20 protein-coding genes are annotated in these 17,790 nt (G+C 73.4%); 16 read left to right on the top strand and 4 right to left on the bottom strand.

Features of this window, described 5'->3' with window-relative positions; genetic code table 11:
• Positions 1 to 2,224 (top strand): acyltransferase family protein (locus ACFRMQ_RS22760; RefSeq protein ID WP_380732385.1); only part of this gene is annotated, 2,224 nt, incomplete at its 5' end.
• Here ACFRMQ_RS22760 and ACFRMQ_RS22755 read toward each other — a convergent pair.
• Entirely contained in the window at positions 2,215 to 2,829 is a 615-nt protein-coding gene (locus tag ACFRMQ_RS22755) for a hypothetical protein (RefSeq protein ID WP_380732384.1), read from the bottom strand. The two genes, ACFRMQ_RS22760 and ACFRMQ_RS22755, sit on opposite strands and share 10 nt — an antisense overlap.
• A 126-nt stretch (positions 2,830 to 2,955) precedes the next feature.
• Between ACFRMQ_RS22755 and ACFRMQ_RS22750 the strand changes: the two genes are divergently transcribed.
• The 3 genes from ACFRMQ_RS22750 (at position 2,956) to ACFRMQ_RS22740 (ending at position 4,009) form a co-directional block, all read left to right on the top strand.
• Positions 2,956 to 3,186, top strand: a complete 231-nt coding sequence (locus tag ACFRMQ_RS22750) for a hypothetical protein (protein WP_380732383.1) — start codon at positions 2,956 to 2,958, stop codon at positions 3,184 to 3,186.
• Between the two features lie 80 nt (positions 3,187 to 3,266).
• Positions 3,267 to 3,398: a hypothetical protein gene (locus ACFRMQ_RS22745; RefSeq protein ID WP_380732382.1), complete on the top strand. Its 132-nt coding sequence runs from the start codon at positions 3,267 to 3,269 to the stop codon at positions 3,396 to 3,398.
• On the top strand, positions 3,395 to 4,009 hold the full coding sequence (locus ACFRMQ_RS22740) for a class I SAM-dependent methyltransferase (RefSeq protein ID WP_380732381.1): 615 nt from the start codon (positions 3,395 to 3,397) through the stop codon (positions 4,007 to 4,009). The genes ACFRMQ_RS22745 and ACFRMQ_RS22740 overlap by 4 nt, the downstream gene beginning before the upstream one ends.
• A gap of 1 nt (position 4,010) precedes the next feature.
• Here ACFRMQ_RS22740 and ACFRMQ_RS22735 read toward each other — a convergent pair whose 3' ends face one another.
• Complete coding sequence (locus ACFRMQ_RS22735) at positions 4,011 to 4,181, bottom strand: hypothetical protein (protein WP_380732380.1); 171 nt, start codon at positions 4,179 to 4,181, stop codon at positions 4,011 to 4,013.
• 299 nt (positions 4,182 to 4,480) lie between these two features.
• Between ACFRMQ_RS22735 and ACFRMQ_RS22730 the strand changes: the two genes are divergently transcribed.
• The 6 genes from ACFRMQ_RS22730 to pqqE are packed head-to-tail and all read left to right on the top strand — an operon-like array spanning position 4,481 to position 8,946.
• A complete protein-coding gene (locus ACFRMQ_RS22730; protein ID WP_380732379.1) occupies positions 4,481 to 5,929 on the top strand; it encodes a glucose/sorbosone family PQQ-dependent dehydrogenase in 1,449 nt (482 codons plus the stop codon).
• 26 nt (positions 5,930 to 5,955) lie between these two features.
• Positions 5,956 to 6,120 (top strand): hypothetical protein, encoded by a 165-nt coding sequence (locus ACFRMQ_RS22725; RefSeq protein WP_380732378.1) that lies wholly within the window; start codon positions 5,956 to 5,958, stop codon positions 6,118 to 6,120.
• Positions 6,121 to 6,174: 54 nt separating this feature from the next.
• Positions 6,175 to 6,987 carry a pyrroloquinoline quinone biosynthesis protein PqqB gene (gene pqqB / locus ACFRMQ_RS22720; protein WP_380732377.1) on the top strand — a complete coding sequence of 271 codons (813 nt, stop codon included), beginning with the start codon at positions 6,175 to 6,177 and terminating at the stop codon, positions 6,985 to 6,987.
• Positions 6,981 to 7,655 (top strand): pyrroloquinoline-quinone synthase PqqC, encoded by a 675-nt coding sequence (pqqC, locus tag ACFRMQ_RS22715; RefSeq protein WP_380732376.1) that lies wholly within the window; start codon positions 6,981 to 6,983, stop codon positions 7,653 to 7,655. Before pqqB ends, pqqC begins: the two co-directional genes overlap by 7 nt.
• Entirely contained in the window at positions 7,652 to 7,891 is a 240-nt protein-coding gene (gene pqqD, locus ACFRMQ_RS22710; RefSeq protein ID WP_380732375.1) for a pyrroloquinoline quinone biosynthesis peptide chaperone PqqD, read from the top strand. Before pqqC ends, pqqD begins: the two co-directional genes overlap by 4 nt.
• The gene (gene pqqE / locus ACFRMQ_RS22705; RefSeq protein ID WP_380732374.1) at positions 7,879 to 8,946 is read left to right on the top strand and encodes a pyrroloquinoline quinone biosynthesis protein PqqE; all 1,068 of its coding nucleotides are present in this window, start codon (positions 7,879 to 7,881) and stop codon (positions 8,944 to 8,946) included. The genes pqqD and pqqE overlap by 13 nt, the downstream gene beginning before the upstream one ends.
• 51 nt (positions 8,947 to 8,997) lie before the next feature.
• Here pqqE and ACFRMQ_RS22700 read toward each other — a convergent pair whose 3' ends face one another.
• Complete coding sequence (locus tag ACFRMQ_RS22700; protein WP_380732373.1) at positions 8,998 to 9,918, bottom strand: oxidoreductase; 921 nt, start codon at positions 9,916 to 9,918, stop codon at positions 8,998 to 9,000.
• Between the two features lie 241 nt (positions 9,919 to 10,159).
• Positions 10,160 to 11,764 (bottom strand): M4 family metallopeptidase, encoded by a 1,605-nt coding sequence (locus tag ACFRMQ_RS22695; RefSeq protein WP_380732372.1) that lies wholly within the window; start codon positions 11,762 to 11,764, stop codon positions 10,160 to 10,162.
• Positions 11,765 to 11,924: 160 nt separating this feature from the next.
• Between ACFRMQ_RS22695 and ACFRMQ_RS22690 the strand changes: the two genes are divergently transcribed.
• The 6 genes from ACFRMQ_RS22690 to ACFRMQ_RS22665 form a co-directional block, all read left to right on the top strand.
• Positions 11,925 to 12,374: a GNAT family N-acetyltransferase gene (locus ACFRMQ_RS22690; protein ID WP_380732371.1), complete on the top strand. Its 450-nt coding sequence runs from the start codon at positions 11,925 to 11,927 to the stop codon at positions 12,372 to 12,374.
• Between the two features lie 163 nt (positions 12,375 to 12,537).
• Positions 12,538 to 13,362 (top strand): ABC transporter ATP-binding protein, encoded by an 825-nt coding sequence (locus ACFRMQ_RS22685; protein WP_380732370.1) that lies wholly within the window; start codon positions 12,538 to 12,540, stop codon positions 13,360 to 13,362.
• A 129-nt stretch (positions 13,363 to 13,491) separates the two neighbouring features.
• On the top strand, positions 13,492 to 14,640 hold the full coding sequence (efeO, locus tag ACFRMQ_RS22680) for an iron uptake system protein EfeO (RefSeq protein WP_380732369.1): 1,149 nt from the start codon (positions 13,492 to 13,494) through the stop codon (positions 14,638 to 14,640).
• Positions 14,641 to 14,776: 136 nt separating this feature from the next.
• Positions 14,777 to 16,093: an iron uptake transporter deferrochelatase/peroxidase subunit gene (efeB, locus tag ACFRMQ_RS22675; RefSeq protein ID WP_380732368.1), complete on the top strand. Its 1,317-nt coding sequence runs from the start codon at positions 14,777 to 14,779 to the stop codon at positions 16,091 to 16,093.
• A 57-nt stretch (positions 16,094 to 16,150) separates the two neighbouring features.
• Positions 16,151 to 17,002, top strand: a complete 852-nt coding sequence (efeU, locus tag ACFRMQ_RS22670; RefSeq protein ID WP_380732367.1) for an iron uptake transporter permease EfeU — start codon at positions 16,151 to 16,153, stop codon at positions 17,000 to 17,002.
• 177 nt (positions 17,003 to 17,179) lie between these two features.
• Positions 17,180 to 17,790: DUF4232 domain-containing protein (locus ACFRMQ_RS22665; RefSeq protein ID WP_380732366.1), on the top strand; the 611-nt coding region annotated here is incomplete at its 3' end.

The raw sequence follows: 17,790 nt of genomic DNA, 5'->3' as shown, positions 1-17,790 counted from the left end.
GACGCGCACCCACCTGCTGCCCGGCGTCGTCCGGGTGGACCGGAGCCCCGCCGACCGGCGGCACGCCACCGTCGCCGAGAACGGGCAGCCCCGCCGGCGCACCGCCTTCCGCCCCGACATCGAGGGGCTGCGCGGCCTCGCCGTGCTCTCCGTCCTCGCCTTCCACTCCGCCGTCCCGGGCCTCACCGGCGGCTACGTCGGCGTCGACGTCTTCTTCGTCATCTCCGGCTTCCTGATCACCGGCCTGCTCATCGGCCGCCCGCTCGGCCTGGGGGACTTCGCCGCCCGCCGGGCCCGGCGCATCCTGCCCGCCGCCGCCACCGTGCTGGTCGCCACCGCCGCCGCCGGCGGCGCGCTGCTCGACCCGCTGCGCGGCACCGACCTCGCCCGCGACCTGATCGCCGCCGCCGGGCAGTTCGCCAACTGGCGCTTCGTCGGCGAGCAGACCGACTACCTGGCCGCCGAACGCGACCCCAGCCCCCTCCAGCACTTCTGGTCACTGGCCGTGGAGAACCAGTTCTACCTGCTCTGGGGCGTCCTGCTGCTCGGTCTCGCCCGCTGCCTGCACGGACGCCGCCGCACCCTGGCGATCACCCTCGCCACGGTGGCCGTCGGCGGCCTCTCGCTGGCGCTCTGCCTGCGCTGGACGGCCACCTCGGCGCCGCTCGCCTACTTCTCCACCGGCAGCCGGCTCTGGGAGTTCGCGGCCGGTGCCTGCGCGGCCCTCGCGGGCCCGGCCCTGGCCGCCCGCGCCGAGCGGCGCCCGGTGCGCGGGACGCTGCGGGTGCTCGGCTGGGTCGGCCTCGCGGCGGTGCTGGCGCCGGTGGTCCTCTACGACCGCACCACGCCGTTCCCCGGCACCGCCGCGCTGCCGCCCGTCCTCGGTGCCGCCGTCGTCCTGCTCGCCGGGCACGGCCCGCTCGGCGCCGCCGAGGCCGGACGGGGCCCCCTGGACGCCGGACGCCTGCTCGCCGTCCGCCCGCTGCGCGCCGCCGGCCGGCTCTCGTACGCCTGGTACCTGTGGCACTGGCCGGTGCTGACCATCGCCCAGGCCCGATACGGCACGCTGCCCTGGACCACCCTGCTCGCGCTCACCGCCGCCGCCGCGCTGCCCGCCTGGCTCACCCTGCGGCTGGTCGAACAGCCGCTGCGGTACGGCAGCAGCCCCGCGCCCCGGCGCGGGCTCGCGGTCGGCGCCAGCGCCCTGGTCATCCCGCTGATCGCCGCGCTCACCCTCGGCGGCGGCACCGTGCGCGCCCTCGGCGACCCCTCCGCCGCGCCGGTGGCGGCCCCCGCCGGTGCCGTCGACGGCCCGGGCCTGCTCGCCCCCGGCAGCCGGGTGCTCACCCTGACGCCCCCGCTCGCCCGGGCCCGGCAGGACTTCCCGCCCGGCCAGGGCTGCGAGATCCCGCTCAACGCCGACCGCAGCCCGCGCTGCCTGTTCGGCGCCGAGGACAGCCCCGACCGGATCGTGCTGCTCGGCGACTCGCACGCCGGCCAGTGGATCTCCGCCGCCCTCGCCCTCGCCGAGCAGCGCCACTGGGGCCTGGAGGTCCTGGTCAAACCCGGCTGCCCGCTGGCCACCCTCACCGTGCGCAACGACGTGCTCGGCCGCACCTTCGAGGAGTGCGACCGCTGGCGCGAGAACACCCTCACCCGGCTGGCCTCCGGCCCCAAGCCGCGCCTCGTGCTGATGGCCGGCCTGAACCGCTACGGCGGCCCGCAGGAGCGCGCCGAGGGCTGGACCCGCACCCTCGACCGCCTCACCGTCCTCGGCGCCCCGCTCGCCTACCTCGGCGACACCCCGATGCCCGGCAAGGACATCCCGACCTGCCTGGCCGCCTCCGACGGGCGCTCCGACGCCTGCTTCTTCCCGCGCGACACCGCCTTCGAGCCGGACCCGCTGCTGGACGGCGGGCTCGCGGCCCGGTACGGCGTACGGACCCTGGACCTCGGCCCGCTGCTCTGCCCCGGCACCGGGCCCTCCTGTCCGGCGGTGCTGGAGGGCGTGGTGCTGTACCGGGACACCGGGCACATCACCGACACCCTGGCGCGGGTGCTGGCGCCCCGGCTGGACAAGGGGCTGCTGGGGGCCGCGGCCGGTCCGGGTGCGTCCGTGCCTCCCGGCGCCACCGTGCCTCCCGGAGCCGCCGTGCCCCCGAGCGCGTCCGGGGCTGCGGGGCCCGACTCCGGGGCCGCGGGAGCGCCGCCCGCTCAGCCGTAGACGCTGTGGCAGAGCCGGGCCTGGTCCGACCCGGCCGGCCAGTGACCGGCCCGCTCGGCCTGGTCGCAGATGCTGGTCCGGCCGCTGCCCGACCCCGCCCCGGCACCCGCCGGGGCGGCCGCACCCGACGAGCCGTGGGCGGGCGCGGCGCTGTGCTGGCCGTGCGCCGGCTTGGGACGGGCGCTCGCCGAGGCGGGCTGGGCGTCGCCGGCCGGGGCGGCCCCGGGGCTCGCCGCCGCGCCCAGCCCGCCCGCGGTGCCGGGCCCGCCCGTCGTCGCCCCCGGGGTGGGCGGCGGCAGCGGGGAGGGCGCGGGCGTGAGCGCCGACGGGGAGGCCGACAGCTGGTGCGCCGCCGACTCCGAGGCGGAGGGCGAGGCGTCCGGCAGCGCCGTCAGCTGGGTCTCGTCACCCTCTCCCGGACCGCACATGGCCAGGACCGAGGCCAGCAGGGCGCCCGTTCCCACCATCGCGGCCGTCCAGGCCTTGCGTGACAGACGCCTCGGCGGCGGAGGAGGCGCGAGGGGCGGGGTGTGCACGGGGGCCGGCGGCGGCTGCCAAGCGTTCTGCGGCCACTGCCACTGCCCTCCGGTGGGCTGGTCAGTCATGCGCTCGTCCTTCCAGCGGCCCCCCTCGAACCTTTTTGTGCTCAACGACTGCGCCGACGCCGGGACATGACCCGGAAGAGGGGTTTGAACGGGCGTTGATTGCCACCGCGCCACATGCTGAGGGGCATGGAGACCAACAAGACATCCAACGCCCTCGTCGAAGTGGCCGAGTTCGGGACCGACAGCCGCTACCGGCTCGTCCACTTCGACGGCCACGGCTGGGAGCCGCTCGCACCCGAGGAGTTCGAGCCGCGCGTCCACCAGCTCTTCCCCGACCTGGACCCGCACGACCCGCAGCGGGTCCACTGGGCCGACCACCCGTGGGAATGGCCCGCCTGGCACCCCGGCGAGGCCTGAAACCACCCGGTGTGGCCTGAACCCGGTGCGTACAGGGGCGTGGCCCGGCGCGGGGGAGCCGGGTTCGTTACGCTGAGCGGGTGAGTGTGGATCACTTCTGCTGCCGGCTGCCCGGCCTGTCCGTCGATACCGGCTCGCCGGAGGAACTCGGCGAGCCGGTGCCCCGCGACCCCGGCGTCCGGGACGCGGTCGCCGCCAGGGAGGCGCGGTGAACGGCACCACCGGGCCGGCCGGCACCGCGGGCTACGGCGAGGCGGCCGACGAACTCGCCGTCCAGTACGAGAGCGTGAGCTTCGCCGAGGTCCACCGCGACCTGCACCACCTGTACCCGGTGGAACCCGGCGCCGTCCTCGACATCGGCGCCGGCACCGGCCGCGACGCCGCCGCCCTCGCGGCCCTCGGCCACCGGGTCGTGGCGGTCGAGCCGACTCCCGAACTCCGCGCCGTCGGTGAACGGTTGCACGCCGGCCGGGGCATCCGCTGGGTCGCCGACGCGCTGCCCGAGCTGCCGCTGCTCGTCTCCGAGGGCGAGCGCTACGACCTCGTGCTGCTCACCGCCGTCTGGATGCACCTGGCCCCCGAGGAACGCCCGCCCGCGATGGCCGCCCTCGCCCGGCTCCTCGCCCCCGGCGGACGCCTCGCCCTCACCATCCGCCACGGCCCCGTCCCGCCCGGCCGCCGGATGTTCGACCTCCCGCCCGAGCCCACCATCGACCTCGCCGCCGCCCACGGCCTGCGCCTGCGCCACCGCGCGGCCCGTCCCGACCTGCACGGCCGGGGCGGGGTGCACTGGACGGCGCTGCTCTTCGAGCGGGAGGCGTAGGTCATCCGACGCCCTGGCGGACGGTCCCGATCGGGAGCGGCCGCCAGGCGTCCTCCTCCTCGGTGAGGTCCGCCAACTCCTCGGGCGGCTCGGCGCCGTCCCGGACGGCGAGCAGGTAGGCCTCGGCCCGCGCGAGGCCGAGCCGCGGCGCCCGGCGGCGGAGCAGGGCCATGGCGGCGACGGCGCCTCCCTCCTCCGCCGGTTCGCGGACCTTCGCCGCGTGCCCCGCCGCCCGTGCCCCGCCGCCCGTGTCACGCGACCGGGCCAACGGGGGGTGCGGACCCGAGGGGGCCGACCTACGGTGAGGGCGGGACGCCGGACGGCCGTCCGCCGGCGACGGCGCTCCCTCCGTCGAAGGCGATGACCCGCTCGTCCGGCGGCCGCACCGTACGCGGTCGGCCCCGTGAGGCGTCGCCGAATCCGGTCATTCGGACACCATGACACTCGTCGCCGCGACGAGTGGGAGGCACCATGAGAAAGCTCCCGGTCGCACTGGCCCTGATCCCCGCCGCCGCGCTGATCGCGTCGTGCTCCGACAGCGGGGGAACGGCGTCCGGCGGCAGCACCGCCGGAGGGCAGGCCGGTGTCGTCACCGCCGAGCCCGCGCAGTCCCAGGCCCCGCAGACATCGCAGGCGCAGACGCAGGCGAAGGTGGTGGCGGACGGGCTGTCAGACCCGTTCGAGATCACCTACGGCCCCGACGGTCAGCTCTGGGTCAGTGAGAAGTCCGGGCTCAAGGTCACCCGGGTCGATCCCCAGAGCGGCGCCAAGAGCACCGCCCTCGACCTCACGGGCAAGGCCTACCACAGCCAGGACGGGCAGGACGGCGTGCTGGGCTTCGCCCTGCACCCGGACTTCGGCAAGGACAAGGGCAGCGACTACGTCTACCTCGCCTACACCTACAAGAACGGCAACGACTCGGCCACGAAGATCGTCCGGTACACCTCGAAGGACGGTCAACTCTCCGACGAGCAGCCGATCCTGACGGGACTGTCGGGGCACAACCAGCACCAGTCGGCCCGGCTCCGGTACGGTCCGGACGGCAAGCTGTACTACACGATCGGCGACCAGGGCCACAACTACATGGCCGACTACTGCCTGCCGAACCACGCGCAGGACCTGCCGACCGCCGCCCAGGTCGCCGCGTCGGACTGGTCGCTGTACCAGGGCAAGGTGCTCCGCATCAACCTGGACGGCTCCGTCCCCGAGGACAACCCCGAGCTGAACGGGGCCCGCAGTCACATCTACGCCTACGGGATGCGCAACCCGGACGGGATGGACTTCGGCGGCAAGGAGCTCTACACCGCCGAGAACGGCCCGCTCACCGACGACGAGTTCAACCACATCGAGAAGGGCGGCAACTACGGCTGGCCCAACGTCGCCGGGTGGAAGGACGACAAGGCGTACGTCTACTCCAACTGGTCGCAGGCCAAGGGTGGTTGCGAGAAGCTCACCTACAACCCCGACCCGGGCTCGCCGCCGGCCGAGGTGCCGACGACGAAGGAGTCGGACTTCACCAAGGACATGGTCTCCCCGCTCAGCACGTTCGGGACGACCGTCGACAGCGGACACAACTTCGGCACGACACCGGTCTGTCCCGACGCGGCGTCCGCCTACATGTGCTGGCCGACCATGGCCCCCGGCAGCCTCAAGGTGTTCGGCGACGACGTCCTCGTCACCTCGATGAAGAACGGCACCGTCTTCCGGCTCACCAAGGACGGCAAGCACTACGAGGAGCTCTACCGGACGATCAACCGCTACCGCGACGTCACCCTCAGCCCGGACGGCAAGACGCTGTACATCGCCACCGACAGCGAAGGCCAGCACATGGTCCGCGGTGAGGGCGGCACCCCGACCACCCACCTGGCCAATCCGGGTTCGATCCTGGCCGTCCCCTACGACCAGAACAAGAAGCAGTGAAGTCCCAGCACGGAGGTGAGACAGTCATGACCCGTCACGACGAACAGCCCCGGCGTACCCGGCAGCCCCGGGAGCGCACCACCACCCACCAGCCGAACACCCCGATGGGCGGAGCCGGTTGGCGCAAGCCCAGCTACCAGGTGGTGGAGGCGTCCCTGGAGGTCTCGGCCTACTACCTCGCCAAGCGGTAGCCGCCGGACCGGACCGTACCGGTAGGACCACCACTCGAAGAGGGAGGAAGCGCTGTGCGACTGCACGTACTCGGTACGGCAGCCGGCGGCGGCGTCCCGCAGTGGAACTGTGCGTGCCCCGGCTGTGCCGGGGCACGCGCGGTTCCCTCGCGCCGACGGCTGCACGCGTCCGTCGCCGTGGAGACCGAGCCCGGCCGGGTGTACCTCGTGAACGCGACCCCGGACGTCGCCGAACAGATCGAGCGCTGCCCCTGGCTGCGCCCCGACGGCCGGCGGACCCGGCTGTCCGGCGTCATCCTCACGGACGCCGAACTCGACCACACGCTCGGCCTGGCGCGGCTGCGCGAGGCCGGCGAGCTGGAGGTCATGGCGACCGACGCGGTGCGGGAGGCCGTGCACAAGGCGCTCGGACTCGGCGAGGTGCTCGCGCCCTACACCCGGCTGCGCTGGCGGGACTTCGCCGGCGTCGCGCTCGAACCGCTCTCGGGCAAGCGCCCCCGGTACGCCCGGGACGCCTGTGACGGGGACTGGGTGAGCGCCCTGCGGGTGGGCGGACTGCTGTACGCGCCGTCGACCGGCGTCTGGCCCGACGGGTTCGGCGAGGACGCCGACCTGGTCCTGGTCGACGGCACCTTCTGGGACGACGAGGAGCCCCGCACCGCCGGGTTCTCCACGAAGACCGCCACCGGGATGGGCCACCTGCCCGTGCTCGCCACCCGCGACCGGCTCGCCGCCCTGCCCGCCCGGTGCCTCTACACCCACCTGAACAACACCAACCCGCTCGTCGACCCGGACTCGCCCCTCCACGCGGAGCTGGCGGACCGGGGCATCGAGGTGGCCGCGGAAGGAGCGGTCCTCACATGGTGACGACCTTCGAGAGCGAGCTCAGGGCCGTGCCCGAGCGTCGCTACCACCATCGGCACCCCTTCAACCTGAGGATGCACCAGGGGTCGCTGAAGCCGCGGGAGCTGCGGACCTGGATCGTCAACCGCTTCCACTACCAGCGGCACATCCCGGTCAAGGACGCGCTGATCCTCGCCAAGCTGGAGGATCCCGCGCTGCGCCGGCTGTGGATCCGCCGCATCACCGACCACGACGGCAGCGACGGCGACGAGGGCGGCATCGAGCGGTGGCTGCGGCTCGGCGAGGCCGCCGGAATCGACCGCGCCGACCTGCTCTCGGGCCGCGAGGTGCTGCCCGGAGTACGGCTCGCCGTCGACGGCTACGTGAACCTCTGCCGCAACGGGACACCCCTCGAAGCCGTGGCCGCCTCGTTGACCGAACTGTTCGCGCCGGACCTGATGGCCACCCGGATCGCCGCCTTCGAACGCCACTACACCTGGATCGAGCCCGAGGGCCTCGCCTACTTCAAGGCCCGCGTCCACCAGGGCCGCCGGGACAGCGACGAGGCGCTGTCCCTGGTGCTCTCCTGGGCGCGCACCCGTGCCGAGCAGGAGTCCGCCATCGCGGCGCTCTCCTACAAGTGCGAGGTGCTGTGGACCCTCCTCGACGCCGTCGAACGGGCGCCGGCGTGATCTGGCGACCGGCGCTGAGCCGGTACGCGCGCCTGCGCCACTGCCCGGTGCGGGACAGCACCCTGCTGGTCGTCCCGGAACGCATCGTCGTCCTCAGCACCGAGGCCGCCGCGATCGTCGGACTGTGCGACGGCACCCGGACCGTACCGGAGATCGCCACCGAGTTCCCGGCCGAGGGGGCCGAGGACGTGGTGGTCTTCCTCGACGACCTGAAGGAGCGCGGATGGCTACGGTGAGCCCGCCCTGGGCGATGCTGGCCGAACTCACCCACGGCTGCCCGCTGCGCTGCCCGTACTGCTCGAATCCGCTGGAACTGACTGCCAGAGAAGACGAACTGACGACGGATCAGTGGATCGACGTGCTGACGCAGGCCGGTGAGCTCGGGGTCGCGCACGTCCACCTCTCGGGCGGCGAGCCGCTGCTGCGGCGGGACCTGGCCGAGATCGTCGCGGGTGCCGCCCGCGCCGGGATCTACGCCCAGCTCGTCACCAGCGGACTCGGGCTGACCCGCGCACGGCTGGCCGACCTGACGGCCGCCGGGCTGCCCAGCGTGCAGCTCTCCGTCCAGGGCGCCGACGCCGTCTCCTCCGAACTGATCGCCGGGCGGAGGTCGTTCGCGGCGAAGGAGCGGGCCGCCGCGCTGGTCAGGGAGGCTGGACTGCCGCTCGGCCTCAACGTCGTCCTGCACCGCCTGAACCTCGACGACATCGACGCGATCGTGGACCTCGGCATCGCCTGGGGCGCGGTGCGGATCGAACTCGCCAACACCCAGTTCTACGGCTGGGGGCTGGCCAACCGGGCCGCCCTCATGCCCACCCGCGACCAGCTGGCCCGCGCCCGGGAGGCGGTCGAGCGCCGGCGGCGGGGGACCGACACCGAACTCGTCTGGGTCGTCCCCGACTACTTCGACGGCGTCGCGAAGCCCTGCATGGGCGGCTGGGGCGCGGTCTCCCTGACCGTCGCCCCCGACGGCCGGGTCCTGCCCTGCCCCGCCGCCTACGACCTCCCGCTGGACCCGCCGAACGTCCGCGACCACCGCCTCGCCTGGATCTGGTCCGAGTCCTCGGCCTTCCAGGCCTACCGCGGCACCGACTGGCTGCCCGAGCCCTGCGCCTCCTGCCCCCGTCGCGACACCGACTTCGGCGGCTGCCGCTGCCAGGCCTTCGCCCTCACCGGTGACCCGGCGCGCACCGATCCCGCCTGCGCCCTGTCACCGGACCACGGCCTGATCACCGAGCTCGCCGCCCGGCACGGCGGGGAGCTCGTCTACCGGGCCCCCGCCCGCCGTTGAGGCGCCCCTGCCCGCCGTTGAGGCGCCGCCGCGCGAGCGCCGGCGGCGCCCTCAGGCCCGGTGGGCCCGGTCGAGCAGGGCCAGGTCCGCCGCCGACAGCCGCAGCGCGCCGGCGGCGATGTTGTCCTCCAGGTGTGCCACGTCGCCGGTGCCCGGGATGGCCAGGACGTGCGGGCCGCGGTGCAGGGTCCAGGCCAGCCGGACCTGGGCGGTGCTCACCCGGTGGGCCTCGGCCACCGCCCGCACCTGGGCGGGTTCGGTGGCGCCGGTGCCGTTCTGGCCGCCGGTTCCGGCGATCGCGTAGAAGGGGACGAAGGCGATGCCCGACTCCCCGCAGAGCCGCAGCAGTTCGTCCTGGGCGGGCGTGGCGCCGAGGCCGTACCGGTTCTGCACGCAGGCCACGGGGGCGATGGCCCGCGCCTCGGCGAGCTGGTGCGGGTGGACGTTGGACAGGCCCAGGTGGCGGATCAGCCCGGCCCGGCGCAACTCGGCCAGTGCGCCGAAGCGTTCGGCGATCGAGTCCTCTCCGAGGACGCGCAGGTTCACAAGGTCGAGGTGGTCGCGGCCGAGCTGGCGCAGGTTCTGCTCGACCTGGGCGCGTAGCCGTTCGGGGGTGCGGGCGTGCTCGACCCACTCGCCGTCGATGCCCCGGCCGGGGCCGACCTTGGTGGCGATCAGCAGGTCGTCGGAGTACGGCGCGAGCGCCCGGTTGATCAGCTCGTTGGCGGAGCGCAGCGGGGAGAAGTAGAAGGCGGCGGTGTCGATGTGGTTGACGCCCAGTTCGACGGCGCGGCGCAGTACTCGCAGCGCCTGTTCGCGGTCGCGCGGGACGGCGTGCGGGACCAGCGCCGGGCCGGTCTGCGGCAGGCGCATCGTGCCGAAGCCGATGCGGTGGACGGTGTGGTCGCCGAGCTTCCAGGTGCCCGAGTCGGCGGCGGTGACGGTGTCGGCTGTGGTGCTGTCGGACGTCATACCGATCATGATCGCCACCGCACCGGCCTGTCCGCCAGGGGTTTCGAACAGGTCCGAATCCGCGGAGGCCCGGAGGCCGGGTGGCCGCCCGAGGCCGCCGCCGACCCGCGCGGCGGCACGGTCCACGACAGCGCGGTGGAGGCGGTGCCGCGGCCGGCCGGCCCGTACACGCCGTCGGTGGGCGTGGTGCGGACCGGCCACCTGCCGGACGTCTTCGGGACGACCCGGCGACGGCCCGGCGTCAGCTGACGCTGACCCCGCTCCAGGCCGCCGCGACCGCGTTGTACTCGGTGCCGCCGGCGCCGTACAGGTCGCGGGCCGCGTTGAGCGAGGCGGCGCGGGCGCCCTTGTAGGTGGTGGTGGAGGTCATGTAGACGGTGAGCGCGCGGTACCAGATCTTGGCGACCTTGTCGTTGCCGATGCCGGCCACCGTGGAGCCGTCGCAGGTCGGGCTGTTGTAGGTGACGCCGTTGACCGTCTTGCTGCCGCTGCCCTCACTGGCCAGGTAGAACCAGTGGTTGCCGACGCCCGAGGAGTAGTGCACGTCGAGCTTGCCGACGCCGCTGCTCCAGCAGTCGGCCGAGCGGCCGTCCAGCGAGGGCTTGTCGAAGCGGCGCAGCCACGGCGGGGTGGACTGGTCGCTGAAGAGGTAGTCGCCGGTGTCGACCTTGTTGTTGGCGTACCACTCGACCATGGTGCCGAAGATGTCGCTGGTGGACTCGTTGAGGCCGCCGGACTCGCCGCTGTAGCGCAGGTTGGCGGTGGCGCTGGTGACGCCGTGGGTCATCTCGTGGCCCATGGTGTCGAGGTCCACCTGCTCCGGGTCGGTGGTGCCGTCGCCGTCTCCGGTCATCATGCAGAAGCAGGCGTCGGACCACTGGGCGTTGTCCCACTTGGTGCCGACGTGGACGAAGACGGTGGCGCCCTTGCCGTCGTTCTTGATGCCGTTGCGGCCGTGGACGTTCTTGTAGTAGTCGTACGTCCAGGCGGTGTTGGCGTGGGCGTCGACGGCGGCGGTGGAGCGGTCGGAGGAGAACTTCCGCCCGTCGCCCCAGACGTTGGTGGCGCTGGTGAACGCGGTGCCGGAGGTGGCCTTGAGCGAGCTCGCGGACAGGTTGTTGGCGTCCTTGGTGACGTGGCCGCGGACCGGGTCGGTCAGGGTGTAGCCGCCACCGGACTTGGCGGTGGTGTCGATGGTGACCGTGCCGGTGTACTCGGAGTTGCCGGTGCCGGCCGCCTGGTGCTCGGCGTCGTAGGACTCGATCTGCTCGCCGGTGGTGGCGTCGGTGACGACCACCTTGCCGGCCGGCTCGCCGTGCGCGCCGGTGCCCTCGACGGTGGTGCGCCAGGCCAGCCGGGGCGTGCCGTCGGCGGCCCAGACGACGAGTTCGGGGGTGCTGACGGCGTCCTTGACGCCGGGGGCGGCGGACAGCGCGCCGGCCGCGCCGGACTGGGCGGTCACCTTCGGGACGGTGGACTTGACGGCGGCGTCGTGGGCGGCCGCGCGGGAGGAGTCCTTGAGCCTGCCCTTGGCGTCCTGGTGGACGACGAGGTCGCCGCCGACCACCGGCAGGCCCTGGAAGGTGCGGTCGAAGCGGACGTGCGAGGCTCCGTCGGCGTCCAGGACGACGTCCTTGAGCACGAGGCCCTGGCCGGCGCCGAAGCCGAACACCCCCGGGTTGTGGGTGACGTTGGCGCGGGCCTGGGATATCGCGCCCTCGCGCGCTCCCGGGGCACCGGTGGCGGCGGAGGCCGTGGCGGCGGGCACGGTGGCACCGGCGAGGGCGGCGACGACGGCGACGGCTCCGGCCATGCGGGCGCGGCGGGAGGAGGGTGTGGGGATCACGCTGACTCCGGTGGGGGTAGCTGTGCAGGGAAAGGAGCTGCGACAGAGATTGACGGAGTTCAGTCAGATTGAGCTAGGGGAAAGGTCATAACTTTGCCAAGTCGTGTCCTTGGTCAATAAAAAAATGATCGGAAGTTAACAAGCGCTCTACAGTGCGGTCGTGACGATCGACTACCGCTGGCGCGGCCCGCTCACCGACCCGGAGCTCGACGCCCTGCACGCCGAGGGCTTCGGCGGCCCTGACGGTGACTCCGGCGGTGACCCCGGCGGTGACCCCGGCGGCGCCCCGGTGGAACCCGGAGCCTGGCTCGCCCGCCTGGAGCGGCACAGCCTCGGCTGGGTCACCGCCCGCCGGGCCGCGGACGGCGTGCTGGTCGGCTTCGTCAACCTGGCGTGGGACGGCGGCGCCCACGCCTTCCTGCTCGACACCGTGGTCTCCCCGGACACCCGCCGCCGGGGCGTCGCCACCCGGCTGGTCGCCGAGGCCGCCGACGGCGCCCGCGCGGCCGGCTGCGCCTGGCTGCACGTGGACTTCGAGCCGCACCTGCGCCCCTTCTACCTCGGCGCCTGCGGCCTGCGCCCCACCGAGGCGGGCCTCCTGGCGCTCTGATACCGCCAACTCCGTTGGGGCGCCCGCCCGCTGCCGAGTCCACTCCTCGGACGGCCCGGCCCGGCCCCGGTCGACGGTTGTACTCTGCACGCGGACGGACGGCGCCGGCCCGTCCGGTGCGGCGCCCCGCCCGCACCCTGCCCGGCGCCGCGATCGGAGTCCCATGAACACTTCCGCCCCCGACTTCGACGGACCGCTCCTGCGCACCCGGGACGTGGACGTCGTGCGCGACGGCCGCCACCTGCTGCGCGGGATCACCCTGGAGATCCGGCCCGGCGAGCACTGGGCGCTGCTCGGCCCCAACGGCGCGGGCAAGTCCACCCTGCTGTCGCTGCTCGGTGCGGTCGCCCACCCCACCCGGGGTGAGGTCGACGTGCTCGGCCGCCGGCTCGGCCGGGTGGACGTCCGCGAGCTGCGCGCCCACCTCGGGCACGTCAACCCGCGCCACCCGCTGCGCTCGCCGCTGACCGTGCGCGAGGTGGTGCTCACCGGGCACACCAACACGATCGAGCCGGAGTTCCACCGCAAGCCCGCCCCGGAGGCGCTGGAGCGCGCCGAGCGGCTGATCGACACGCTCGGCATGCGCGCGATGGCCGAGGCCGCCTGGACCACCCTCTCCCAGGGCGAGCGCGGCCGGGCCCTGATCGCCCGCGCGCTGATGCCCAGCCCCCGCCTGCTGCTGCTCGACGAACCGGCCACCGGGCTGGACCTCACCGCCCGGGAGCTGCTGCTGGACAGCCTCGACCTGCTGCGCCACCAGCACCCGGAGCTGGCCAGCGTGCTGGTCACCCACCACCTGGAGGAGCTGCCGGAGAGCACCACCCACGCGCTGCTGCTGCGCGGTGGCGAGTGCGTCGCGGCCGGGCCGGTGGGCGAGGTGATGACCACCGAGCTGATCAGCGAGACCTTCGGCCACCCGATCCGGATCAGCCGCCACGAGGGCCGCTGGACGGCCCGTGCCGCGGCCCGCCGGACGCCGGAACGGTAACGGTTGAGGGGGCGGGTGTAGACGAAAAACAGTCTTTACGTAAGGTATGCCTTAGCTAACGATGGTCTGCCGGCCCCCGGCCGACCTCACTGCCTCGGCACACCCATGCCCTTTTCCGTTGGAGCCCGCATGTCCGCCCGCCGCCGTTCCACCGCAGCCGCGCTGCTCACCCTCGCCGTGGCGACCGCAGCCCTGGCCGGCTGCGCGTCCAAGAAGGACGACAAGGCGGGCGCCTCCGACGCGGTCAAGGTGAACGCGACCGACAGCGCGTGCGAGGTCTCCAAGACCAGCTTCCCGGCCGGTCACGTGGTGCTGGACATCAGCAACAAGGGCTCCAAGACCACCGAGGTCTACGTCTACGGCGACGGCGACAAGATCGTCACCGAGCGCGAGAACATCGGCCCCGGCACCAAGGCCAGCATCAACGCCGAGATCAAGGCCGGCTCGTACGAGATCGCCTGCAAGCCCGGCATGGTCGGCAACGGCATCCGCCAGAAGATCACCGTCACCGGCGAGGGCGGCAGCGCCGCGGCCGCCGACCCGCGCCTGACCGCCGCCGTCGACGCCTACCGCGCGTACGCCCAGGAGCAGGCCGACGCGACCATCCCGGCCGTCGAGGCCTTTGCCGCCGCGATCAAGGCGGACGACCTGGAGAAGGCCAAGTCGCTGTTCTCGCCCTCGCGCACCGGCTGGGAGCGCACCGAGCCGGTCGCCGAGAGCTTCGGCGACGTCGACCCGAAGACCGACACCCGCGAGGACAAGCTGGAGCCCGGCCAGGCGTGGACCGGCTGGCACAAGCTGGAGAAGTCGCTCTGGGCCGACGCCAGGATCGGCGACGACGAGAAGAAGCTCGCCGACCAGCTGGTGGCCGACCTCAAGGACTGGCAGAAGAAGATCCCCGAGGCCGAGATCACCGCGACCAGCATGGCCAACGGCGCCAAGGAACTGCTGGACGAGGTCGCCACCAACAAGATCACCGGTGAGGAGGACCGCTACAGCCACACCGACCTGGCCGACTTCCAGGCCAACGTCGAGGGTGCGCAGAAGGCCTACGAGCTGCTGAAGCCGGTCGCCTCCGAGAAGGACCCGGAGCTGGCCAGGACGCTGGACTCCGAGTTCGCCGAGATCAACACCCTGCTGGCCAAGTACAAGCAGGCCGACGGCACCTTCACCTCCTACGACAAGGTCACCGAGGCCGAGCGCAAGACCTTCTCCGACGCGGTCAACTCGCTGGGCGAGCCGCTGTCGAAGCTGGCCGCCGCCGTGGTCGTCAAGTAACGGCCCACCGCTACCCGCAGTACCCCCACCGACGCCGTGGCCGCCCGTGATCCGGGCGCCACGGCCTCCGTGGGTCAGCGCAGAGACCGTCCGGCACAGCAGAGAAGTCCGGCACAGGAGAAGGGCCCGCCCACCGATGGACGCGGAGAACGAGCAGCAGAACGGGACGCCGGCCGCCGGCGCCACCGCGACCAAGGGCGCGGTCAGCCGTCGCGCCGTCATGGGCTGGGCCGGCGCGGGGGTGGCGCTCGGCGCCGCGGCCGTCGGCTCGGTCGCCGCGGCGAGCCGGCAGGACGACACCGCCCCGGTGGCCGCCACCCAGGCCGGCGCCGAGGTGCCGTTCTACGGCGACCACCAGTCGGGCATCTCCACCCCGGTCCAGGACCGGCTGCACTTCGCCGCCTTCGACGTCTCCGAGAAGGCCACCAAGGAGTCGCTGGTCAAGCTGCTCAAGGAGTGGACCAAGGCGGCCGCGGCGATGACCGGCGGCCGCGAGGTCGGCACCGGCGCGGTGCCCGGCTCGGCGGAGGCGCCGCCGGACGACACCGGCGAGGCCCTCGGCCTGCCCGCCTCCCGGCTCACCCTGACCATCGGCTTCGGCCCGAGCCTGTTCGAGAAGTCCGCCCCGGACGGAACCACAGTGGACCGCTTCGGCCTCCGGGCCAAGCGCCCCGAGGCTCTGATCGACCTGCCGAACTTCAAGGCCGACAAGCTCGACCCGGCCCGCAGCGGCGGCGACATCTGCGTCCAGGCCTGCGCCGACGACCCGCAGGTCGCCGTGCACGCGATCCGCAACCTGGCCCGGATCGGCATGGGCACCGTCAACATCCGCTGGTCGCAGCTCGGCTTCGGCAAGACCTCCTCGACCACCCCGGACGAGCAGACCCCGCGCAACCTGATGGGGTTCAAGGACGGGACCCACAACATCGCGGGCACCGACACCGGGAAGCTGGCCGACCACGTCTGGGTCGCCCCCGGCGACGGCCCGGAGTGGATGACCGGCGGCTCCTACCTGGTCGCCCGGCGCATCCGGATGCACATCGAGACCTGGGACCGTGCCTCGCTCAAGGACCAGGAGGACACCTTCGGCCGCACCAAGGGCGAGGGCGCCCCGTACGGCAAGGCCAAGGAGCACGACGCGCCGGACCTCGCCGCGATGCCCGGGACCGCGCACGTCGCGCTCGCCCACCCGGACGCCAACAACGGCCTGATGATCCTGCGCCGCGGCTTCTCCTTCACCGACGGCACCGACGGCCTCGGCCGCCTGGACGCGGGGCTGTTCTTCCTCGCCTACCAGCGCGACACCCGCAAGGCCTTCGTCCCGCTCCAGCAGAAGCTCGCGGCGAGCGACAAGCTCAACGAGTACATCCAGCACGTCGGCTCCGCCCACTTCGCCTGCCCGGCGGGCGTGCGCAAGCCGGGGGAGTGGTGGGGCCAGGCCCTGTTCGGCTAGGGGTCTGCCCCGTCAACCCACCCCCTCGGACCACCTCTACACCCCCCAGGAGCCCGCGTGTTCGGCAACTACCTGATCGGCCTGCGCGAAGGCCTCGAAGCCAGCCTGGTCGTCTGCATCCTGATCGCCTACCTGGTCAAGACCGAGCGCAAGGACAAGCTGCCGCCGGTGTGGATCGGCGTCGGCTCGGCCGTGGCGCTCTCCATGGCCTTCGGCGCGGTGCTGCAGTTCGGCTCCTCACAGCTCACCTTCGAGGCCCAGGAGGCGCTCGGCGGCACCCTGTCGATCATCTCGGTCGGCCTGGTGACCTGGATGGTCTTCTGGATGCGGCGCACCGCCCGGCACCTGAAGACCGAGCTGCACGGCAAGCTGGACGCGGCGATCGCGATGGGCACCACCGCGCTGGTGGTCACCTCCTTCCTGGCCGTCGGCCGCGAGGGCCTGGAGACCGCGCTCTTCATCTGGTCGGCCGTGCAGGCCACCGACGACGGCTGGAACCCCCTGGTCGGCGCCGCGCTCGGCCTGCTCACCTCGGTGGTGCTCGGCTGGCTGTTCTACCGGGGCGCGCTGAAGATCAACCTGGCCAAGTTCTTCACCTGGACCGGCGCGATGCTGGTCGTGGTCGCGGCCGGCGTCCTCGCCTACGGCGTGCACGACCTCCAGGAGGCCGGCTGGCTGCCAGGCCTGCACAGCACGGCCTTCGACATCTCCAGCACCATCCCCAAGGACAGCTGGTACGGCACCCTGCTGAAGGGCGTGTTCAACTTCCAGCCGGACCCGACGGTGCTCCAGCTGGTGGTCTGGCTGCTCTACCTGGTCCCGACGCTGGCGGTGTTCTTCAACGTCCTCGGCGGCGGCCGCAAGACCGGCAAGCCCGCCCGGCCGGTGGCGGCCGAGCCGGCCGCCTGACCCGGCGGATCCGGCGGTTCACCGCACCGCGAACGGACCGCACCGCACGAAACCCCCACCGCCCCGTCCGGCCTCCGCCGGGCGGGGCGGTTCGCGTACGCCCGGCGGAACCGATCCGCCGGGGCCTTCGTAGTCAAGGTGACAACTCCCGTACCATGACTCACCCCTGGGGGGAACATGACCGTTCGCAGACCTGTCGGGTTGGCCGTCGCCGGTGTGCTGGCACTCGCGGTGACCGCCGCGCTGACCGCGTGCGACCGGGTGCGGGAGACGGACGACCGGCCGGGGGACCCGAAGGCGAACGCCACCGGGGCGAGCGTCCCCGGCGATCCGATGGCCGCCCAGGCGGCCGCGTCGCGGTGCCGGAGCGACGAGATCGGCGCCACCGTGCAGGTCAAGGGCGCCGGTTCGGCCCTGCTGACGGTCAGGAACAAGAGCGACCACACCTGCACCCTGTACGGCTACCCGGGCATCGGCGGCCTGCGGGCCGACAACACCGTGGAGGTGCTGCCGGGCACCCACGAGGCGCGGCCCACGGGGCCGGTGCTGGTCACCCTGAAGCCCGACAAGTCCGGCTACGCGGGCTTCACGTGGAGCGCCTGCGAGAAGCCGGACGCCACCTGCCGCACGATCACCGGTCTCCAGGTCACCCCGCCGGACGAGAGGGCGCCGGTGATCGCCGAGGTGCTGGGCACCGACGGCAAGCCGGTCGGCCAACTGCTGGTCTCGGCGGCCGGGCTGACCTCCGGCACCTTCCAGCCGAGCGACGAGAAGGTCCTGTTCGGCTG

It is taken from the genome of Kitasatospora sp. NPDC056783 (assembly GCF_042789895.1).
In the GTDB taxonomy this organism is placed as follows: domain Bacteria; phylum Actinomycetota; class Actinomycetes; order Streptomycetales; family Streptomycetaceae; genus Kitasatospora.
Note: the sequence above shows the minus strand (reverse complement) of the source record. Positions and strands in the feature narration are given on the sequence as shown.

Excerpts from the sequence above, each read along its gene's own strand:
- efeO (WP_380732369.1), top strand. The coding sequence starts at position 13,492 with ATGTCCGCCCGCCGCCGTTCCACCGCAGCCGCGCTGCTCACCCTCGCC.
- pqqC (WP_380732376.1), top strand. The coding sequence starts at position 6,981 with ATGGTGACGACCTTCGAGAGCGAGCTCAGGGCCGTGCCCGAGCGTCGC.
- efeB (WP_380732368.1), top strand. The coding sequence starts at position 14,777 with ATGGACGCGGAGAACGAGCAGCAGAACGGGACGCCGGCCGCCGGCGCC.
- ACFRMQ_RS22730 (WP_380732379.1), top strand. The coding sequence starts at position 4,481 with ATGAGAAAGCTCCCGGTCGCACTGGCCCTGATCCCCGCCGCCGCGCTG.
- ACFRMQ_RS22750 (WP_380732383.1), top strand. The coding sequence starts at position 2,956 with ATGGAGACCAACAAGACATCCAACGCCCTCGTCGAAGTGGCCGAGTTC.
- pqqE (WP_380732374.1), top strand. The coding sequence starts at position 7,879 with ATGGCTACGGTGAGCCCGCCCTGGGCGATGCTGGCCGAACTCACCCAC.
- ACFRMQ_RS22755 (WP_380732384.1), bottom strand. The coding sequence starts at position 2,829 with ATGACTGACCAGCCCACCGGAGGGCAGTGGCAGTGGCCGCAGAACGCT.
- ACFRMQ_RS22685 (WP_380732370.1), top strand. The coding sequence starts at position 12,538 with ATGAACACTTCCGCCCCCGACTTCGACGGACCGCTCCTGCGCACCCGG.
- ACFRMQ_RS22700 (WP_380732373.1), bottom strand. The coding sequence starts at position 9,918 with ATGACGTCCGACAGCACCACAGCCGACACCGTCACCGCCGCCGACTCG.
- ACFRMQ_RS22735 (WP_380732380.1), bottom strand. The coding sequence starts at position 4,181 with ATGGCCCTGCTCCGCCGCCGGGCGCCGCGGCTCGGCCTCGCGCGGGCC.
- ACFRMQ_RS22725 (WP_380732378.1), top strand. The coding sequence starts at position 5,956 with ATGACCCGTCACGACGAACAGCCCCGGCGTACCCGGCAGCCCCGGGAG.